We start from the raw sequence: 18,562 nt of genomic DNA, 5'->3' as shown, positions 1-18,562 counted from the left end.
GAGCCTGAACACAGCGGGGGCGGTGCTCTGACGAGCACCGCCCCTCCTGTTTCCCCCCGGCACTCGGGTCTATTTCCCCAGCGAGCTCAGGTCCTGGGCGTACGTGCCCACCGCGTGGGCGATCACGTCCAGGTTGGTGTCGAAGGCCTTGAGGTCGATGTTCTTCAGCGTGTCACCCGCCCCGTGGTAGTTCGCCGACACAACTTCATACACCCGGGCTGGTTTCAACCCGGGTGGTGTTGATCGCGGAAGACTCGGTTGCTCGCTGAGCGACCGAGCGGCGTGAGCCAGGAATCCCTCGGCTTCGGCTGGGGGAGGACCTCCTGGCCGGGGTGGACCTGGTGTAGGTGAAGGCTGCCGTGGCCGGCTCCCGGGGGCCTCGCCGGGCGTGCCGGCGGCGCGGTTGCCGCCGTTGGCGTCGGCTATCTGCTGGAACTTCACCAGGTGGCGGTAGGCGCCGCGGGCGGCGAGCGCCGGTATGGACCGGCGGCGGTGGCGGATGGCGCGCACGGTGTTCTCCCCGAGTTCGAAGTACGGAACGCATGTCCGTATTACGGACGCGACAGATCGGACCGTAACCGGCTTCGACCAGGCGAAACGCCCATCGGTGGGCGGTGCAACACGCCCGCCACGGAGTTGTCACGCGGGTTCACAGGAAGAACACCGTCCGCTCCTCGGACAATGGATTGGACAAGGCTCGTGGGGTCGAACGCATGATGGCTTCACGCGCGCCCGCGTCGTACGTACCAAGAGGAGTCACCGTGAGGGTCGGAATCGTCGGAGCCACCGGACAGGTCGGCGGAGTCATGCGCGGCATCCTGGCCGAGCGCAAGTTCCCGGTGGACGAGCTGCGGCTGTTCGCCTCGGCCCGTTCGGCCGGCTCCACCCTCGAATGGGAGGGCCGGGAGATCACCATCGAGGACGCCTCCACGGCCGACTACTCCGGCCTGGACATCGTGCTCTTCTCCGCGGGCGGCGCCACGTCCAAGGCCCTCGCCGAGAAGGTCGCCTCGCAGGGCGCCGTCGTGATCGACAACTCCTCCGCCTGGCGCCGCGACCCCGAGGTCCCCCTCGTCGTCTCCGAGGTCAACCCGCACGCGATCAAGAACCGCCCCAAGGGCATCATCGCGAACCCGAACTGCACCACCATGGCCGCGATGCCGGTGCTGCGCCCCCTGCACGACGAGGCCGGTCTGACCGCGCTGATCGCCACCACCTACCAGGCCGTGTCCGGCTCGGGCCTGGCGGGCGTCGCCGAGCTCAAGGGCCAGGCCTGCGCGGTCTCCGAGGCCGCCGACCAGCTGACCTTCGACGGCGACGCCGTGGAGTTCCCGGCGCCCGCCGTCTACAAGCGCCCGATCGCCTACAACGTGATCCCGCTCGCGGGCTCGATCGTCGACGACGGCTCCTTCGAGACCGACGAGGAGCAGAAGCTCCGCAACGAGTCCCGCAAGATCCTGGAGATCCCGGAGCTCAAGGTCTCGGGCACCTGCGTGCGCGTGCCGGTCTTCGCCGGCCACTCCCTCCAGGTCAACGTCCGCTTCGACCGTCCGCTGAGCGTGGAGCGCGCCTACGAGCTGCTGAAGGACGCCCCGGGCGTCGAGCTCTCGGAGATCCCGACCCCGCTGCAGGCCGCCGGCAAGGACGCCTCGTACGTGGGCCGCATCCGCGTCGACGAGACCACCGAGAACGGCCTCGCGCTGTTCCTCTCCAACGACAACCTCCGCAAGGGCGCCGCGCTGAACGCGGTCCAGATCGCGGAGCTGGTCGCGGAGGAGCTGCGCGGCTGATCCCGCTCGCACGACCGGAGGGCGGCACCGCGACGGTGCCGCCCTCCGGCGTTCCCCGGGGACCTCAAGGCCGGCGGACCTCGAAGAGGTAGCAGCCGAATTCGGCCGATCGGACGTGGACGAGCGCGGTCCGAGGGTCCTCGAAGGCCTCCGTCAGCGCCTGCCCGACCACCGCGTCCGGGTCCTCGGCGAGGTCGAGCACCCGCCCGCCGAGGATGTGGCCCGCCGCGTCGTAGCGGCGGGCCGTGCGCAGGGCACCCGGGTGGGCGAAGGGGAGGCCGGACTCCGGGGCCGGTCCGCTGCACTCGGCGGCGTGGACGAACACCGGGCCCTGCTCGTCGTAGGCCCCGGGGTCGGCGCCGGTCGCGGCGGCCCAGCGGCGCAGCGGGGCGTACGAGACGAGGGCGATCCGCTCTCCGGGGACGCTGCGGCGCAGGCAGCAGCGCAGTGGGGCGCCGCCCTCCGGGTCCTCGTACGGCGTGCAGGGCCGCCCGGCATCGTCGAGGGTGCGCAGGGCGGCGAGGACGTGAGGGGCGATGGGGAGCACCGTGTGGGTGGTCGTGTGGGTGGTCATGGGGTCCAGGGTGCTCCCGGCGGACCGGTCGGAGCTGGCGGAAATCGGACGTCGCGTTTCGCCCGTGGATGACTCCGGCACGGTGGCGCGGCCCGCGTGGAAGGATGGGCCGGAACGTCACCATCGAAGGAGATGACCGCGTGCCAGGCACGAATCTGACCCGTGAAGAGGCTCAGCAGCGGGCAAAGCTGCTCAGTGTCGACTCGTACGAGATCGAACTCGATCTCAGCGGCGCGCAGGAGGGCGGCACGTACCCCTCCGTGACCACCGTGCGCTTCCAGTCCGCCGAGGCCGGCGCCGAGACCTTCATCGACCTGGTCGCTCCGGCCGTGCACGAGGTCGTCCTCAACGGCAAGTCGCTCGACGTGGCCGCCGTCTTCCGGGATTCCCGGATCGCGCTCGCGCACCTCGCCGCCGGGGACAACGAGCTGCGCGTCGTCGCCGACTGCGCCTACACCAACACCGGTGAGGGTCTGCACCGCTTCGTCGACCCGGTCGACGAGCAGGCGTACCTGTACACCCAGTTCGAGGTACCGGACGCGCGCCGCGTGTTCGCGAGCTTCGAGCAGCCCGACCTGAAGGCGACGTTCCGGTTCACCGTGACGGCACCCGTGGGCTGGACGGTCATCTCGAACTCCCCGACGCCCGAGGTGCCCGCCGACAACGTCTGGCGCTTCGAGCCCACCCCGCGCATCTCCACGTACATCACGGCCCTGATCGTGGGCCCGTACCACGCGGTGCACAGCTCCTACGAGGGCGCGGACGGGCAGTCCGTCCCGCTCGGCATCTACTGCCGCCCCTCGCTCGCCGAGTTCCTCGACGCCGACGAGATCTTCGACGTGACCCGGCAGGGCTTCACCTGGTTCCAGGAGAAGTTCGCGTACGACTACCCCTTCGCGAAGTACGACCAGCTCTTCGTGCCGGAGTTCAACGCGGGCGCGATGGAGAACGCGGGCGCGGTCACCATCCGCGACCAGTACGTCTTCCGCTCGAAGGTGACGGACGCGGCGTACGAGACGCGTGCCGAGACCATCCTGCACGAGCTCGCGCACATGTGGTTCGGCGACCTCGTCACCATGGAGTGGTGGAACGACCTGTGGCTGAACGAGTCGTTCGCCACCTACACCTCCATCGCCTGCCAGGCGTACGCGGAGGGCTCGAAGTGGCCGCACGCCTGGACCTCCTTCGCCAACTCCATGAAGACCTGGGCGTACCGGCAGGACCAGCTGCCCTCCACGCACCCGATCATGGCCGACATCCGTGACCTGGACGACGTCCTGGTCAACTTCGACGGCATCACGTACGCCAAGGGCGCGTCGGTGCTCAAGCAGCTCGTGGCCTACGTCGGCCAGGACGCCTTCTTCAAGGGCGTGCAGGCGTACTTCAAGGCGCACGCCTTCGGGAACACGCGCCTGTCGGACCTGCTGGGCGCGCTGGAGGAGACCTCCGGCCGCGACCTGACCGCCTGGTCGAAGGCGTGGCTGGAGACGGCCGGCATCAACATCCTGCGCCCGGAGATCGAGACGGACGAGAACGGCGCCATCACCGCCTTCGCCATCCGTCAGGAGGCTCCGGCGCTGCCCGCCGGCGCCAAGGGCGAGCCCGTCCTGCGCCCGCACCGCATCGCGGTCGGCCTGTACGAGCTGACCGACGGCAAGCTGGTGCGCGGCGACCGGATCGAGCTGGACATCGACGGCGACCTCACCGCCGTACCGGAGCTGATCGGCCGGACCCGTCCGGCCGTGGTCCTGCTGAACGACGACGACCTGTCGTACGCCAAGGTCCGCCTCGACGAGGTGTCCCTCGCCAACGTCACCGCGCACCTGGGCGACTTCACCGAGTCGCTGCCGCGCGCGCTGTGCTGGGCCTCGGCCTGGGACATGACCCGCGACGGCGAACTGGCCACCCGCGACTACCTCGCCCTCGTCCTGTCGGGCATCGGCAAGGAGTCGGACATCGGCGTCGTCCAGTCGCTGCACCGCCAGGTCAAGCTGGCCGTGGACCTGTACGCCGACCCGGCGTGGCGCGACCAGGGCCTGGCCCTGTGGACGGAGGCCTCGCTGGAGCACCTGCGCGCGGCCGAGCCGGGCAGCGACCACCAGCTGGCGTGGGCCCGCGCCTTCGCGGCGACGGCCCGCACCGAGGAGCAGCTGACCTACCTGTCGGCGCTGCTGGACGGCTCGGCCGAGGTCAAGGGCCTGGCCGTGGACACCGAGCTGCGCTGGGCGTTCCTGGAGCGCCTGGTCGCCACGGGCGTCGCCGACGAGGCGGCCATCGCGGCCGAGCTGGAGCGGGACAAGACCGCGGCGGGCGAGCGGCACGCGGCGACCGCCCGCGCGGCGCGTCCGACGGCGGAGGCCAAGGCGGAGGCGTGGGCCTCGGTCGTCGAGGGCGACTCGCTGCCGAACGCGGTGCAGGAGGCGGTGATCGGGGGCTTCGTCCAGACCGACCAGCGCGAGCTCCTCGCCCCGTACACGGCGAAGTACTTCGCGGCGGTCAAGGAGGTCTGGGAGACCCGCAGCCACGAGATCGCCCAGCAGATCGCGGTGGGGCTCTACCCGTCCCTCCAGGTCTCCGCGGAGACCCTCGCGTCGACGGACGCCTGGCTGGCCTCGGCGGAGCCGAACGCGGCCCTGCGCCGCCTCGTCTCCGAGTCCCGCGCAGGCGTGGAGCGCGCCCTGCGCGCCCAGGCGGCGGACGCCCAGGCCTGACCCCGCGGGTCCGCCCCGGACCCCGCGCCTCAAACGCCGGCGGGGCTGGATTTTCCAGCCTCGCCGGCGTTCGCGTGCGGGCCGGACGAGCGCAGCGAATCCAGCCCGTCGGGCGTTTGAGAACCGGGTCCGGGCGGAGCAAATCCAGCCCGTCCGGCGTTTGAGGACCGGGTCCGGGCGGAGCCCGGGGAACGGTGGAAGGGCGGGTAGGGGACTTCGCCCCGCAGGGCCTCCCGTCCCCCGGCGGCTACGGCCGGGCCGCGGCGACGGACCGCAGGGCCGCCAGGACGTGGGCCACGGCAGGGGCCGACTCCGAGCCCCGCCGCAGGGCGGCGATGACGTGCCGGGTGGGCCGGTCGTGGGGCAGGCCCCGGACGGCGACGCCCGCCGCGCGGCTCGCCACCATCCGGGGAACCAGGGCCACCCCCATGCCCGCCTCGACCATGGCCAGGATCGCCGTCCAGCCGGAGGCCGAGTGCGCCTGCTCGGGCACGAACCCGGCCGCCTCGCACGCGTTGCGGGTGATCTCCGACCAGGGCCCGGAGCCGCCGTAGATCCACGGATCCCCGGACAGGTCCGCGAGCCGCAGCTCAGCCGCTGCGGCCAGCGGGTGGTCCGGGGGCAGGGCCACGTCGAGCGGATCCTCCAGCAGGGTCCGGCGCGTGAAGCGCGGATCGCGGGCGGTCGGGGCGTGCGCCGCGAGGGAGAGCGCGAGGTCGACGACCCCGGCGGACAGCAGCTCGTAGGACTCGGCCGCCTCGGTCTCCCGTACGCGGACCTCCACGCCAGGGTGCGAGCGCCTCAGGGCGGCGACCGCCGGGACCACGAGCACCGGTACGGCGGTGGAGAAGGCGCCGATCCGGACCTCCCCCGCCTCCCCCGCGAGGTATCCGGTCAGTTCCGCGTCGGCCCGCTCCAGCTGTGCGAACACGGCCTCCGCGTGCCGCAGTACGAGGTGTGCGGCGTCGGTGAGCCGGACCCGGCGGCCCTGGGCCTCCAGCAGCGGGACCCCCAGCATCCTGGCCAGGTTGGTCAGCTGCTGCGAAACGGCCGAGGGCGTCATGTGCAGCGCCTCGGCCGTCGCGGTCACGGTCCCCTGTTCGGCGAGGGTCCGCAGGATCCGCAGCTTCTTGATGTCCCACTCGATCATGGGACCGAACCTACCGCCGGGCACCCAGACCCACGCCGCCCAGGATCAGCGCCATGCAGAGGAGCTGCGTCGGGCCGGTCGTCTCGCCGAGGAGCAGCAGGCCGAGGCCCGCGACGCAGACCGGCTGGAGGTAGTAGACGACTCCGGCGCGGGCGGCGCCGATCATCGCGACGGCCTTGTTCCAGGCGAAGAAGGCGACGGCGGAGGAGAAGACGCCGACGTACAGGAGCATTCCGGCCGTGGAGGGGGTGACCTGGAAGCCGCCCTGGACGCCGACGGACACGGCGTAGGCGGGGGCGAGCATCAGGGCGCCGAGGACGAAGGTGGTGAGCAGGAAGGCGAGTCCGCCCAGTTCGGCGGGCTTGCGCTTGAGGAGCGCGCTGTACGTGGCGAAGGACAGGGCGGCGCCGAACATCCACAGGTCGCCGGCGGCGAAGTCGAAGCGGATCGATCCCTTGCCGACCAGGAGGAGCACGCCGAGGGCGGCGAGGGCCAGGCCGAAGGTGCGCCGGGCGCCGAGCCTTTCGCCGCCGAGCCGGGCGTACAGGGCCATGATGACCGGCGAGGCGGCCATGATCATGCCCATGTTGGAGGCGGAGGTGGTCAGTCCGGCCTGGTGGACGAGCGTGTTGTAGAGGGTGACGCCGAAGAGGGTGGCCAGGGCGATGTAGCCGAAGTGCTTGCGGATCAGGGCCCGCTGCTGCCAGGCCTGCCGGGCTGCGAAGGGGGCGACGGCCACGGTGGCGATCACCCAGCGCCAGAAGACGGCCTGGACGGGCGGGATGCTGTCGGCCATGCCGCGGGTGGCGACGAAGCTGCCGGACCAGACGACCGTCGCGAGCAGGGCGAGGAGGATGCCGAGACCGGCGGCCCCCTTCTTCGCCTTGCCGGGCAGTGCTTCCTGCGGGACGGTGCGGACTCGGTCCATGACGGCCACGGTGTGTCTCCCCCTCGGGGTTCGGAGTGTCGGTTCGTTGGTCTACCGTCGCACCGGGTCACCCGTCAGGTCCATCGAAACATTTCGATCGGTCTCTTCAGCAGAACTGAACGATCCCGCCTTCGGGCGCGCCGCACCCGCCGCGCCCGCCGCGCCCGCCGCGCCCGCCGCGCCCGCCCTACTCGCCGCGAGCTGACCCGCGATGGTGGCACCGAAGGCGATCACCATGCCCAGCACCTGCACCGGCGAGAGCGCCTGCCCCAGGGCGGCCCACCCGATGACGGCGGCGGTGAGCGGCGAGAGCGGGCCGAGGAGGGTGACCGAGGTGGCGCTGAGCTGCCCGATGCCGCGGATCCAGAGCCAGTACGCGACGCCGGTGTTGATCAGCATCATGTAGCCGTACCCGAGGAAGGCCTTGCCGTCGAGGGCCGGCGGCGCCCCTTCCACCAGTGCGGCGACCGGGATGATGATCAGGCCGCCCGCGGTGAGCTGCCAGCCGGTCATGGCCAGCGGGCCGACGCCCTCCGGGCGCCCCCACCGCTTGGTCATGACGGTGCCCGATGCCATCGAGGCGGAGGAGACGATGCCGGCCACCACCCCGACCAGGTCGAGCTGCGCCTGTGCGGTCAGCACCACCATGCTGACGCCGAAGGCCGCCGCGACGGCCGCGAGCACCGTCCACAGCCGGGCCCGCTCCCCCAGGAGGAGGGCGGCGAGCCCCACGACGAACAGCGGCCCCGCGGAGCCCAGTACGGCCGCGACCCCGCCGGGCAGGCGGTAGGCAGAGAGGAACAGGAGCGGGAAGAAGGCGCCGATGTTGAGTCCGCCGAGGACGGCCGCCTTCCACCACCACTGCCCCGTGGGCAGCTTCCGCGCGAGGGCGGTGAGCAGGAGTCCGGCGGGCAGGGCGCGCATCACGCCGGTGAACAGCGGCCGGTCCGGCGGCAGCAGCTCGGAGGCCACGAAGTAGGTGGACCCCCAGGAGATGGGGGCGAGGGCGGTAACGGCGATGGTGGCGATGCGCTTCACGGCGGTGCTCCTCCGGCAGGGACGAGTAGCTCGAGCGAGCGGTTCGAGAGAGTAGCTCACTTGGAAGTAGCTTAGCACTAAGCTACTTTCCTGCAAGCAACTTTCTTGCGAAGGAACAAGTGGAAGCCGGATACTGCGCCTATGACCGACAAAGCCCCCGTCGACGCGGTCGACGCGATCGCGGACCAGTGGTTCGCGGTGCGACCCGATCTGGACACCGCGCCCATGGCCGTCTTCGGCCGGATCTACCGGATCTCCAAATCCATGGGCGACGCGATGGAAAAGGCCTACGCGCGCTACGGGATCTCGCGCGGGGAGTTCGACGTCGTGGCCACGCTGCGCCGCAGCGGAAGCCCGTACACCCTCTCGCCCCGCCAGCTCTCGGCCACGCTGATGCTCACCACGGGCGGGATGACGGGACGGCTGGACAAGCTGGAGAAGGCCGGACTGCTGCGCCGCAGCCCCGATCCGGACGACCGGCGGGGGCTGCGGGTGACCATCACCGACCGGGGGCTCGCGCTCATCGACGAAGCGGTCGCGGCGGGTCTGGAGGTCCAGCGGGAAGCGCTCACCGGGCTGGACGAGACGGAGATCGCCACGCTCACCGGTCTGCTGCGCAAGGTGATGGCAGGGGCCCCCTAGCGGAGCCGGCACCGCGGAGCCGGGGCCGGCGAACCGGGCCCGGGTACGACGAGGCGCCGGAGGTCCTCAGGGACCCCCGGCGCCTTCGTGCAGTCTTCGGTCAGTTCTCGGTCTGCGTCTTGCGCGACTTGTCGCCGACCATCACCAGACCGGCGATGATCAGGAACAGCACGATCGGCGCGGCCACGTAGAGGCCGAGCGTCTCGGCGACGCTCAGGCCCGGACCCGGGTCGTCGCCGTCGTCACGGGTGACCGCGAGGGCGGGAGACGTCATCAGCAGCATCATCAGCGTCGTTCCGGCCGTGACGGCGCCGGCGCGCAGAGCGTTCTTCTTGTCCACGGTGCAAACGTAGCGAACACCTAAACGCCGCGCGCGCCCGGGGGTGCCGTACGGGTTCCCGCCGCCCCCCGCACCGCCCCCAGCAGGGCGTTCGCCCGCGGCGAGGCGGTCAGTGCCTCCAGGGTCAGCGGCCGGCCCTCCGCGTCGGCGACCGGGAGCCGCCAGTTGGGGTACTGGTCCCAGGTACCGGGCAGGTTCTGCGGCCGCCGGTCCCCCACCGCGTCGGGCAGCCAGACCCCGACCAGGCGGGCCGGAGTGCGCAGCAGGAACCCGTACAGGGACCGTACGGCGGCCTCCTCGCCCTTGGTGTCCAGCCCGAGGTCCTCCAGTACGTCCAGCCAGCGCGCGGTGTCGGCCGCGTCCTCGGCGCGCTCCCGCTCGGCCGCGCGGGTCAGCAGGCCGAGCCGGTCGCGCAGTTCCACGTGGGAGCCGGCCAGTTTGGCGGCCGTGGGCGGCAGATCGTGGGTGGTCACCGTCGCCAGGCAGTCGGCCCGCCAGCGCTCCGGCTCCAGCGGCTCGCCGTCGCCGCCCCAGTCCCGCTCGAACCACAGCACCGAGGTGCCCAGCACCCCGCGCCGGGCCAGCGCCTGACGGACCCCCGGCTGCACGGTGCCGAGGTCCTCTCCGATGACCAGGGCCCCGGCCCGGTGCGCCTCCAGGACCAGCAGGGCGAGCATCGCCTCCCCGTGGTACGCGACGTACGCGCCTTCGGCGGGCGGGGCCCCTTCCGGGATCCACCAGAGCCGGAAGAGTCCCATGACGTGATCGATGCGCAGCGCGCCCGCGTACCGGAACACCCCCCGCAGCAGGGCCCGCAGCGGCGCGTACCCGGTGGAGGCCAGCCGGTCGGGCCGCCACGGGGGCAGCCCCCAGTCCTGGCCGCGCGCGTTGAAGGCGTCCGGCGGGGCGCCGACGGAGCAGTCCTTGGCGTAGAAGGGCAGGCCGAAGGTGTCGGAGCCCTGCGGATGCACCCCGACGGCCAGGTCGTGGACGATGCCGATCGCCATCCCGGCGTCCTTGGCGGCCCGCTGGGCTCCGGCGAGCTGGGTGTCCGTCAGCCAGACCAGCCAGCGGTGGAAGTCGGCCCGGGTCTTCGGGTCCTCCCCGGCGTGCCCGGCGCACCAGGCGGCGTGCAGGTCCAGCTCCGCGCCCTGCTCGGCGCGGAAGTTCTCGTAGGCCGCCTCCCGTTCGGGGCTCCGCGGGACGGCGTACAGCAGCTCCAGGGCGGCCCGCTTGAGGGTCCAGACGGCGTCCCGGTCGATCAGCGCCCCCTTCTCCAGTACCTCGCGCCGCAACTCGGCACCACGGTCGGCCAGTTCCGCGAGGGCGGCCCGGTCGGGGCAGTCGGCGTACTCGGGGACGTCCTCGATCCGCAGGTGCACCGGGTCGGGGAAGCGGCGCGAGGACGGACGGTACGGGGAGGGGTCGGTCGGGGTGCCGGGCACGGCCGCGTGCAGCGGGTTGACCTGGACGAAGCCGGCTCCGTGGACGCGGCCCGCCCAGCGCGCCAACTCCGCGAGATCGCCCAGGTCGCCCATGCCCCAGGACCGTTCGGAGAGCACCGAGTAGAGCTGGACGAGCAGCCCGTGGGTGCGTTCGGGCGCCGCCGGGGCCCGGTCGGGGGCCACGATCAGGGTGGCGGTGGCGGTGCGGCCGTCGGGGGCCTCCGCGTGGATCCGGTGCACGCCGAGGGGCGGCTCCCCCGCCTCGGCCGCGCTCCAGGGCACCGCACGGCCCTCCGGCCCGTCCGCCTCCTCCGGCGGCCCGGCCGCCTCGGAGTCCTCCGCCTCCAGCAGGGTCCGGGTCCCCAGCGGCAGCGCCCCCAGCTCCACGGGCGGCCGGGATCCCGCCCACCACACCAGCACGCGCGGCAACAGCCGGTGCGCCGCGTCGTGTTCGGCCCCGGCCAGGTGCGCCCGTACGGACTCCGGGGTGTCCGTGTCCACCCCCAACTGCCGCAGCACGGCGGCGATGGTGGCCTCCGGGACCCGCAGGGTGACGTCCTCGGCGGGCTGGTAGGTGGTGGCGACTCCGTACAGGGCCGCGAGCCGGGCGAGGTCGTCCATCAGGTTCCTTGTCGTCTAGTCACCCGCGGCGGCCGCCGCGGCATGGGTGGTCGGCTCGCTGGTCAGCGGGGCCTCGCAGGCGAGCGGGGGCTCACTGGTCAACGGCGCGTGCGCGGCGTCGGAGAGCGACGGCTCGCTGGTGAGGGGCCGCTCGTCGGGTCCGGCCTGCGCCGGCAGGTGGGCGAGCGGCGGAAGCCGTTTGGGGCCGGATATGGCGGTGGTGGCGCTCTTGGTGTTCGCAGCCTTGGTGTTCACCGGCAGGCACTCCTTCGTGCGTGAGGATCGGTCAGGACCCGTGGATGGCTCCCACTGTGTCGGTCCGCGCACCGTCCGTGCACCACCGACAGCGGAAATTCTCCTGTGCGGGACGTGAATCCGTACAGACGTGCCTGTGTTCGCTCCGCGCACGAGAGGTGTTGCGGAGCTCCGCGGCGCTCACCACGCGTGCGGAGCCATCGGCCCTGGCGTGCGGGAACGTCGGGAACACCCTCCGGCGCGCGGTCCGGAGAACATCCCAGCCATACCCAGTCGGCCGCACCGCATTCCTGGCCGATCCAGGTCAGATCACCCGCCGACGTTGACACCCCGGGCGTACGGATGGTGGGCTCTGGCTCGTTCGTACGAGCGGGGGACGACTCGGGACGGGGTGGCTCCGTGCAGACCAGGGGCAGCAAGCGGGTCACGGCCACGGCTGCGGCGGTCGCCGTCATCGGCGCACTGCTGGGCGGCTCGGCGGTGGTGGGTCCCCCCAGCGCCTTCGCTTCGCCGACCGCGCCCGACGGCCCCGCCGCGCCGGACGCTGGCGCGGCACCCGCGGTGCCCGCGGCACTGCGCGACCCGGCGCCCGTTCCCGTACCCGCCCCCGCGCTCGCCCCCGGCTCCGATCCGGCACGCGCCGCCGACGGGGAGCCCGCGGTGTGGCCCCGGCCCCAGTCGATGGCCGCCGACCCGGCGCGCGCGGTGCCGCTGGGCGCCGAGGCCGTGCTGGTGCTGCCCGCGGGCGTGGACGCGTACGCCGCCCAGGTGGTCCGCGACGCCCTGCACGGGGCGGGCGTACGGACCCTGCACGAGCGGGCCGACGGGGAACCGCTGCCCGACGCCGTCCCCGTCGTACGGCTCCAAGGCGCTGATGCCGAGCGGGCGCTGCACGCCCTGGGCTCGGGCGTGGCCGGCGACCTGCCGGCCGGCGGCTACCGGCTGGCGGTGGGCCGCGCCGAGGGGCGGGACACGGTCGCCCTGGTGGGCACCGGCGACGACGGACTCTTCCACGCGGCACAGACACTGCGTCAACTGCTGTCCCAGGGCGGCGGGAAGGTGCCCGGGGTCCTCGTACGGGACTGGCCGTCCGCGCCGGTGCGCGGGATCACGGAGGGGTTCTACGGGACTCCGTGGACGGCCGCCCAGCGGCTCGCGCAGGTGGAGTTCATGGGCCGGACCAAGCTGAACCGGCTGCTGCTGGCGCCCGGTGACGACCCGTACCGGACCACGGAATGGCGCCGCGACTATCCGGCGCCGCGGGCGGCGGAGCTGCGGGAGCTGGCCGACCGGGCGCGCGCCAACAAGGTGGTGCTCGCCTGGGCGGTGGCGCCCGGGCAGTCGATGTGCCTGGCCTCCTCGGCCGACCGGGCGGCACTCGCCCGCAAGCTCGACGCCATGTGGGACCTCGGGTTCCGGGCGTTCCAGGTGCAGTTCCAGGACGTCAGCTACACCGAGTGGGGCTGCCGGGCCGACCGGGAGCGGTACGGCAAGGGCCCGGCGGCGGCCGCGAAGGCGCACGCGGAGGTGGCGGGCGAGCTGGCCGCGCACCTGGCCCGGCGCTATCCGGGGGCGCCCGCGCTGTCGCTGCTGCCGACGGAGTACTACCAGGAGGGCGCGACGCCCTACCGGACCGCGCTGGCCGAGGCCCTGGACGGCCGGGTCGAGGTGGCCTGGACGGGCGTCGGCGTGGTGCCGCGCACGATCACCGGGCAGGAGATGAACGGGGCGCGCTCGGCGCTCGGGCAGCACCCGCTGGTCACCATGGACAACTACCCGGTCAACGACTGGGATCCGGGCCGGATCTTCCTCGGCCCGTACGCGGGACGCGACCCGGTGGTCGCGGGCGGTTCGGCGGCCGTGCTGGCCAACGCCATGCCCCAGGGCACGCTGTCGCGCATCCCGCTGTTCACCGCGGCGGATTTCACGTGGAACCCGCGCGGCTACCGGGCCGCCGACTCCTGGGCGGCGGCCGTGGCCTCGCTCGCCGGCCCCGACCCCAAGGCCCGCGAGGCCCTGGCCGCGCTGGCCGGGAACAACGCCTCCTCCGGCCTGGCCCAGCCCGAGTCCGCCTACCTGGTCCCGCTGATGGAGGAGTTCTGGCGGGCCCGCAGCTCCGGCGACCCGGCGGCGGGCGACCGGCTGCGCGCCGCCTTCCGCGTGCTGCGCGAGGCCCCGGACCGGCTGCCCGCGCTCGCGGAGGAGGCGGGGCCCTGGCTGTCGCGGCTCGCGCGCTACGGGGTGGCCGGGGAGCTGGCCCTCGACGTCCTCCAGGCGCAGGCGCGCGGGGACGGGGCGGCGGCCTGGCAGGCCTCGCAGGCCTTCACCGCCGCCCGTTCGGCGCTGTCCGGGGCGGAAGCCGCCCGGGTCGACAAGGCGGTGCTGGACCCCTTCCTGGCGCGGGCGGCGGCCGAGGCCGACGCGTGGACCGGCGCGGCCCGCGAGCCGGGCACGGTGACCCGGCAGCCCGACGCGTGGACGGTCCAGCTGTCGGATGCCCGGCCGGTGTCGGTGGTGACCGTGATGACCGACCCGCTGCCGCCGGGCAGCCGGGGCGCCGTGATCGAGGCCCACGTGCCGGGAGAGGGCTGGCGCAAGGTCGCGGAGGCGGCGGCATCGGGCTGGACCCAGGCGGACGTGGGCGGCCTGCGGGCCGACGCGGTCCGGCTCGTCTGGTCCGGCCCGGCTCCGGCCGTGCACGGCGTGGTCCCGTGGACGGCGGACGGCCCGGAGGCCCGTTTCGAGCTGGCGGAGACCGTGGACGCGGAGATCGGCGGGGCCGCGCAGCGGATCCCGGCGCAGCTGTCCGCGCTGCGTCCCGGCGAGGTCCGCGGACCCCTGTCGGCGACCGCGCCGCCGGGGATCTCGGTGCGCCTGCCGGAGACGGCCGCGGCCGCGCGCGGTACGACGGCGACCGTCCCGGTCGAGGTCGCGGTGGCCGCGGGCACGGCGCCGGGCACCTACGAGGTCCCGGTCACCTTCGGCTCCGAGACGCGCACGCTGAAGGTCCGCGCCCATCCGCGGACGGCCGGCCCGAACCTGCTGCGCTCCGCCGTGGCCTCCTCCTCGGCCGACGAGACCCCGGCGTTCCCCGCGTCGGGGGCGCTGGACGACTCCCCGGCCACCCGCTGGTCCTCGCCCGCGGCCGACGGGGCCTGGTGGCAGGCGGAGCTGCCGGCTCCGGCGCGGATCGGGCTGCTGCGGCTGCGGTGGCAGGAGGCGTACCCGTCCCGGTTCCGGGTGGAGACCTCGGCGGACGGTGTCAGCTGGCACCCGTCGGCGACGGTCGCCTCCCGCGGCGGGGTGGACTCCGTCCACTTGGACCCGGCGGCCGGTCCGGCCCGCTTCGTCCGGGTCACCTGCGAGACCCGCGCCACCCGCTACGGCTGCAGCCTGCTGGGCGCGGAAGCCTTCGCGATGGCCCCGTAGAGGGCCGGGCGACCCTGCGGGGCAGTCCCCTACCCACCCTTCCACCGTTCCCCGGGGGCCAGCCCCCGGACCCCCGCTCCTCAAGCGGGCAATTCCAGCCCCTCCGGCGTTTGAGGAGCGGGGTCTGGGGCGGAGCCCCAGGGGGGTCCGGGCGCAGCCCGGGGAACGGGCGAAGGGCGGGTAGGGGACCCCGCCCCGCGCAGCGGCAAGGGTCGCTGCGGGGACCTCGGCCCGCGCAGCGGTGCACCGGAGCCGGGGCCCGGCTCAAGGGGCTACGACGCGACCGCCGTGGCGGCCACCGGGAGCCCGATGCGATCCAGCGCATCCTCCGCCCCGTACGGCTGGAGATACGGCATCCAGCACGGATCCCGGTGCCCCGTCCCGATGATCCGCCAGGCCAGCCCCGACGGCGGAGCCGGCTGGTGCCGCAGCCGCCAGCCGAGATCGACGAGGTGCCGGTCGGCCTTGACGTGGTTGCAGCGACGGCACGCGGCGACGACGTTGTCCCAGGCGTGCTGCCCGCCCCGGCTGCGCGGGATGACGTGGTCGACACTGGTGGCGACGGCCCCGCAGTACATGCAGCGGCCGCCGTCCCGGGCGAACAGCGCGCGGCGGGTGAGTGGAACGGGCCCCCGGTAGGGGACCCGCACGAAGCGCTTGAGCCGAACCACGCTGGGAGCGGGGACGGCCCTTGTCGCGCTGTGCAGAAAGGCGCCGGATTCTTCCAGGGAGACGGCTTTGTTCTCCAGGACGAGGACGAGCGCGCGACGGAGCGGTACGACGCCGAGGGGCTCGTACGACGCGTTGAGGACCAGGACGTGCGGCACGGACTGCCTCCTTGTACGCCGGCGGCGCGTGGCTCGCGCCGGGACGATCTGCTTTCCAGTCTCCCCTTACGGCTGGTCGAAGCGCCACCACGCGCCCGTAACGGGTCCGAGGTGTTTTCGACCACACCCGCTTCATCCCCGCGTGAGTCTGGTCTCTCCCTCGAACACGGCAACAAGTCCGGCCTAATGCCCCGTTAGGGTGGATGGTCTGCCCGCACCACCTTCCGCGGGCAGGACGCTATATCTGGAGGTACCCCGCCGTGGCCAGGCCTGCCGCCCTGCTCCCCCTCGCAGCCGACAACCCGGACGCGTCCGAAACGATCAGAGAGACGCACGAGAGCGTCACGAACGCCGCCAGTTTCATCGAGGAGAACTGGGCCGGATGGCTGTACCTGGGCCTGCGGATCCTCCTCATCCTGGTCATCGCCTTCGCCCTGCGCTCGGTGGTCCGCAAGTCGCTGACCAAGCTGATCACCCGGATGAACCGCGGCGCCGACGCCGTCGAGGGCACGGCCCTGAGCGGGCTGCTGGTCAATGCCGAGCGGCGTCGGCAGCGGTCCGAGGCCATCGGTTCGGTGCTGCGCTCGGTGGCCTCGTTCCTGATCCTCGGCACGGCGGCCCTGATGGTGCTCGGCGCGCTCGACATCAACCTGGGGCCGCTGCTGGCGAGCGCCGGTGTGGCCGGTGTGGCCATCGGTTTCGGCGCCCGGAACCTGGTCACGGACTTCCTGTCCGGCGTGTTCATGATCCTCGAGGACCAGTACGGCGTCGGCGACAAGATCGACGCCGGGGTGGCCTCGGGCGAGGTCGTCGAGGTGGGTCTGCGCGTCACCAAGCTGCGCGGCGACAACGGCGAGATCTGGTACGTCCGCAACGGCGAGATCAAGCGGATCGGCAACCTCAGCCAGGGCTGGGCCACGGCGAGCGTCGCGGTGCAGGTCAAGCCCACCGAGAGCCTGTCCCGCATCCGCGAGGTGATCAAGAACATCGCCGACACCATGGCCAAGGAGTCCCCGTGGGACGAGCGGCTGTGGGGCCCGGTGGAGGTGCTGGGCCTGGACGAGGTGCTGCTGGCCTCGATGTCCGTGTCGGTGTCGGCGAAGACGATGCCGGGCCAGCAGTTCGCCGTGGAGCGCGAGCTGCGCTGGCGGATAAAGGACGCCTTCGACGCCGCGGGCATCGGGATCGTCGGGGGCCTGCCGGCGCCCGAGGAGGATGCGGCCCCGGCCGACCCCTCGGCGGCCGTGGCCCCGCCGTCGGCGCTCGCGAACCCGACGTCCCCGCAGTCCCTGGCCACCGCGGAGATCCCGCAGCCGGCCGCGGGCGGCTCGGCCTCCGGCCCGCGCATAACGAAGTAGCGCCCGCCCCGCACGCCTCCACGCATAACGCTGCCCCCGTAGGTCCGACCTGCGGGGGCAGTGGTGTACGCAGTGCCATTGACACGAGCGACCCACCAATAGGAAACTTACCTAACAGTTCACCTCGGTGAGAGAGAAGTCACCCCATGCCCGCCACCCCCGGTACGCCCAGCCTGTTGCGCGCCCTGAACGACCGGGCCGCGCTCGAGCTCCTGCTGACGCACGGTCCCCTGTCCCGGACCCGGATCGGGCACCTCACCGGCCTCTCGAAGCCGACCGCCTCCCAGCTGCTGGCCCGGCTGGAGTCCGCCGGGCTCGTCGTCGCCACCGGCACCGCCACCGGCCGCCCCGGCCCCAACGCGCAGCTCTACGCCGTCAACGCGCGGGCCGCGTACGTCGCCGGGCTCGACGTCACCCCGGGCCGGATCCTCGCCTCCGTGGCCGACCTGACCGGCGAGGTGATCGGCAGCCACGAGCTCCCGTACGCGGAGTCCACCGGGCCGGTCGAGCACGTCACCCGCGCCCTCGGCGAGGCCGTCAAGGACGCCGGGCTGCACCTCGCCGACATCCACCGGGTGGTCATCGCGACCCCCGGCTCCTTCGACCCCCGCACCGGGGTGCTGCGCTACGCCGACCACCTGGCGGGCTGGCAGTCCCCCACGCTGCTCGACGAGCTCGCCGCGGCCCTGCCGATGCCGTTCGAGTACGAGAACGACGTGAACCTCGCCGCCGTCGCCGAACAGCGGCTCGGCGCCGCCCGCGGCCACGAGGACTTCGTCCTGCTGTGGAACGAGGAGGGCCTCGGGGCCGCCCTCGTGCTCGGCGGCCGGCTGCACCGCGGCTGGACCGGCGGCGCCGGGGAGATCGGTTTCCTGCCGGTCGCCGGGCACCCCCTGGTCCGCCAGGTCACCCGGGTCAACTCCGGCGGCTACCAGGAGCTGGCCGGCGCACAGGTACTGCCCGCGATGGCGGCCCGGCACGGCGTCGACGCACCGCCGGCCGCCGCGGCCGGGGCCGACTCGGTGCACGGCGCCGTGCACGGGGCCGAGTCCGGGGCCATGGTCGAAGCTGCGGCCGCGCTGCTGGCCCAGGCCGCCGCCGCGCCCGAAGGGGGCCACCTCGAACTCCTGCGGGAGTACGCCACCGCCCTCGCCACCGGTCTCGCCTCGCTGGTCGCCGTACTGGACCCGGAGATCGTGATCCTCTCCGGCGCGCTGACCATCGCGGGCGGAGAGCCGCTGCGCGAACTCCTCGAAGCCGAGCTCGCCGACCTCGCCCCGTCCCGGCCGCTGCTGGTGACCGGCGAGGTCAGGGAACGGCCCGTCCTGCGCGGGGCGCTGGAAAGCGCCCTCGCCGCCACCCGCGACGAGGTCTTCGACACCTCCCGCCGCTGAACCGCACCACCCGCACCACCCGCACGACCGCACCATCCGGCACCACCGGCACCTCCCCGC

The 18,562-nt window shown here is 73.4% G+C and carries 15 protein-coding genes; 6 read left to right on the top strand and 9 right to left on the bottom strand.

The genetic code is table 11. The annotated features are described in order from the left end of the window. Positions 1-69: 69 nt before the first annotated feature. Positions 70-213: a hypothetical protein gene (locus OG898_RS18235; protein ID WP_266960495.1), complete on the bottom strand. Its 144-nt coding sequence runs from the start codon at positions 211-213 to the stop codon at positions 70-72. Positions 214-761: 548 nt separating this feature from the next. On the opposite strand from OG898_RS18235, the gene OG898_RS18230 reads away from it, so the two are divergent. Then, on the top strand, positions 762-1,790 hold the full coding sequence (locus OG898_RS18230) for an aspartate-semialdehyde dehydrogenase (protein WP_250739506.1): 1,029 nt from the start codon (positions 762-764) through the stop codon (positions 1,788-1,790). Positions 1,791-1,854: 64 nt separating this feature from the next. Here OG898_RS18230 and OG898_RS18225 read toward each other — a convergent pair whose 3' ends face one another. After that, positions 1,855-2,364 (bottom strand): DUF1203 domain-containing protein, encoded by a 510-nt coding sequence (locus OG898_RS18225; RefSeq protein WP_266958033.1) that lies wholly within the window; start codon positions 2,362-2,364, stop codon positions 1,855-1,857. A 140-nt stretch (positions 2,365-2,504) separates the two neighbouring features. On the opposite strand from OG898_RS18225, the gene pepN reads away from it, so the two are divergent. Continuing rightward, positions 2,505-5,075: an aminopeptidase N gene (gene pepN, locus OG898_RS18220; RefSeq protein ID WP_266958031.1), complete on the top strand. Its 2,571-nt coding sequence runs from the start codon at positions 2,505-2,507 to the stop codon at positions 5,073-5,075. 247 nt (positions 5,076-5,322) lie between these two features. Here pepN and OG898_RS18215 read toward each other — a convergent pair whose 3' ends face one another. The 3 genes from OG898_RS18215 to OG898_RS18205 are packed head-to-tail and all read right to left on the bottom strand — an operon-like array spanning position 5,323 to position 8,191. Next, positions 5,323-6,225, bottom strand: a complete 903-nt coding sequence (locus OG898_RS18215; RefSeq protein WP_250739509.1) for a LysR family transcriptional regulator — start codon at positions 6,223-6,225, stop codon at positions 5,323-5,325. A gap of 10 nt (positions 6,226-6,235) precedes the next feature. After that, positions 6,236-7,153 carry a DMT family transporter gene (locus OG898_RS18210; protein ID WP_266958029.1) on the bottom strand — a complete coding sequence of 306 codons (918 nt, stop codon included), beginning with the start codon at positions 7,151-7,153 and terminating at the stop codon, positions 6,236-6,238. A 51-nt stretch (positions 7,154-7,204) separates the two neighbouring features. Continuing rightward, positions 7,205-8,191 (bottom strand): EamA family transporter, encoded by a 987-nt coding sequence (locus OG898_RS18205; RefSeq protein WP_266958027.1) that lies wholly within the window; start codon positions 8,189-8,191, stop codon positions 7,205-7,207. 141 nt (positions 8,192-8,332) lie between these two features. On the opposite strand from OG898_RS18205, the gene OG898_RS18200 reads away from it, so the two are divergent. Next, positions 8,333-8,833, top strand: a complete 501-nt coding sequence (locus OG898_RS18200) for a MarR family winged helix-turn-helix transcriptional regulator (RefSeq protein ID WP_266958025.1) — start codon at positions 8,333-8,335, stop codon at positions 8,831-8,833. A gap of 100 nt (positions 8,834-8,933) precedes the next feature. Here OG898_RS18200 and OG898_RS18195 read toward each other — a convergent pair whose 3' ends face one another. The 3 genes from OG898_RS18195 to OG898_RS36275 are packed head-to-tail and all read right to left on the bottom strand — an operon-like array spanning position 8,934 to position 11,593. Beyond that, the gene (locus OG898_RS18195; protein ID WP_250739513.1) at positions 8,934-9,173 is read right to left on the bottom strand and encodes a hypothetical protein; all 240 of its coding nucleotides are present in this window, start codon (positions 9,171-9,173) and stop codon (positions 8,934-8,936) included. Between the two features lie 20 nt (positions 9,174-9,193). Beyond that, complete coding sequence (locus OG898_RS18190; protein WP_266958022.1) at positions 9,194-11,239, bottom strand: 4-alpha-glucanotransferase; 2,046 nt, start codon at positions 11,237-11,239, stop codon at positions 9,194-9,196. 15 nt (positions 11,240-11,254) lie between these two features. Further along, on the bottom strand, positions 11,255-11,593 hold the full coding sequence (locus OG898_RS36275) for a hypothetical protein (RefSeq protein ID WP_323182718.1): 339 nt from the start codon (positions 11,591-11,593) through the stop codon (positions 11,255-11,257). 300 nt (positions 11,594-11,893) lie between these two features. Here OG898_RS36275 and OG898_RS18180 point away from each other — a divergent pair, with 300 nt between their 5' ends. After that, entirely contained in the window at positions 11,894-14,923 is a 3,030-nt protein-coding gene (locus OG898_RS18180; protein WP_266958020.1) for a beta-N-acetylglucosaminidase domain-containing protein, read from the top strand. 272 nt (positions 14,924-15,195) lie between these two features. Here OG898_RS18180 and OG898_RS18175 read toward each other — a convergent pair whose 3' ends face one another. Further along, positions 15,196-15,750: an HNH endonuclease gene (locus OG898_RS18175; RefSeq protein ID WP_250739516.1), complete on the bottom strand. Its 555-nt coding sequence runs from the start codon at positions 15,748-15,750 to the stop codon at positions 15,196-15,198. A gap of 203 nt (positions 15,751-15,953) precedes the next feature. Here OG898_RS18175 and OG898_RS18170 point away from each other — a divergent pair, with 203 nt between their 5' ends. After that, a complete protein-coding gene (locus OG898_RS18170; RefSeq protein ID WP_250739517.1) occupies positions 15,954-17,108 on the top strand; it encodes a mechanosensitive ion channel family protein in 1,155 nt (384 codons plus the stop codon). A gap of 146 nt (positions 17,109-17,254) precedes the next feature. After that, a complete protein-coding gene (locus OG898_RS18165; RefSeq protein ID WP_266958017.1) occupies positions 17,255-18,502 on the top strand; it encodes an ROK family transcriptional regulator in 1,248 nt (415 codons plus the stop codon). The last annotated feature ends 60 nt before the right edge of the window (positions 18,503-18,562 follow it).

Origin of the sequence: Streptomyces sp. NBC_00193, from assembly GCF_026342735.1 — a bacterium.
GTDB lineage: Bacteria > Actinomycetota > Actinomycetes > Streptomycetales > Streptomycetaceae > Streptomyces > Streptomyces stoeckheimensis.
Note: the sequence above shows the minus strand (reverse complement) of the source record. Positions and strands in the feature narration are given on the sequence as shown.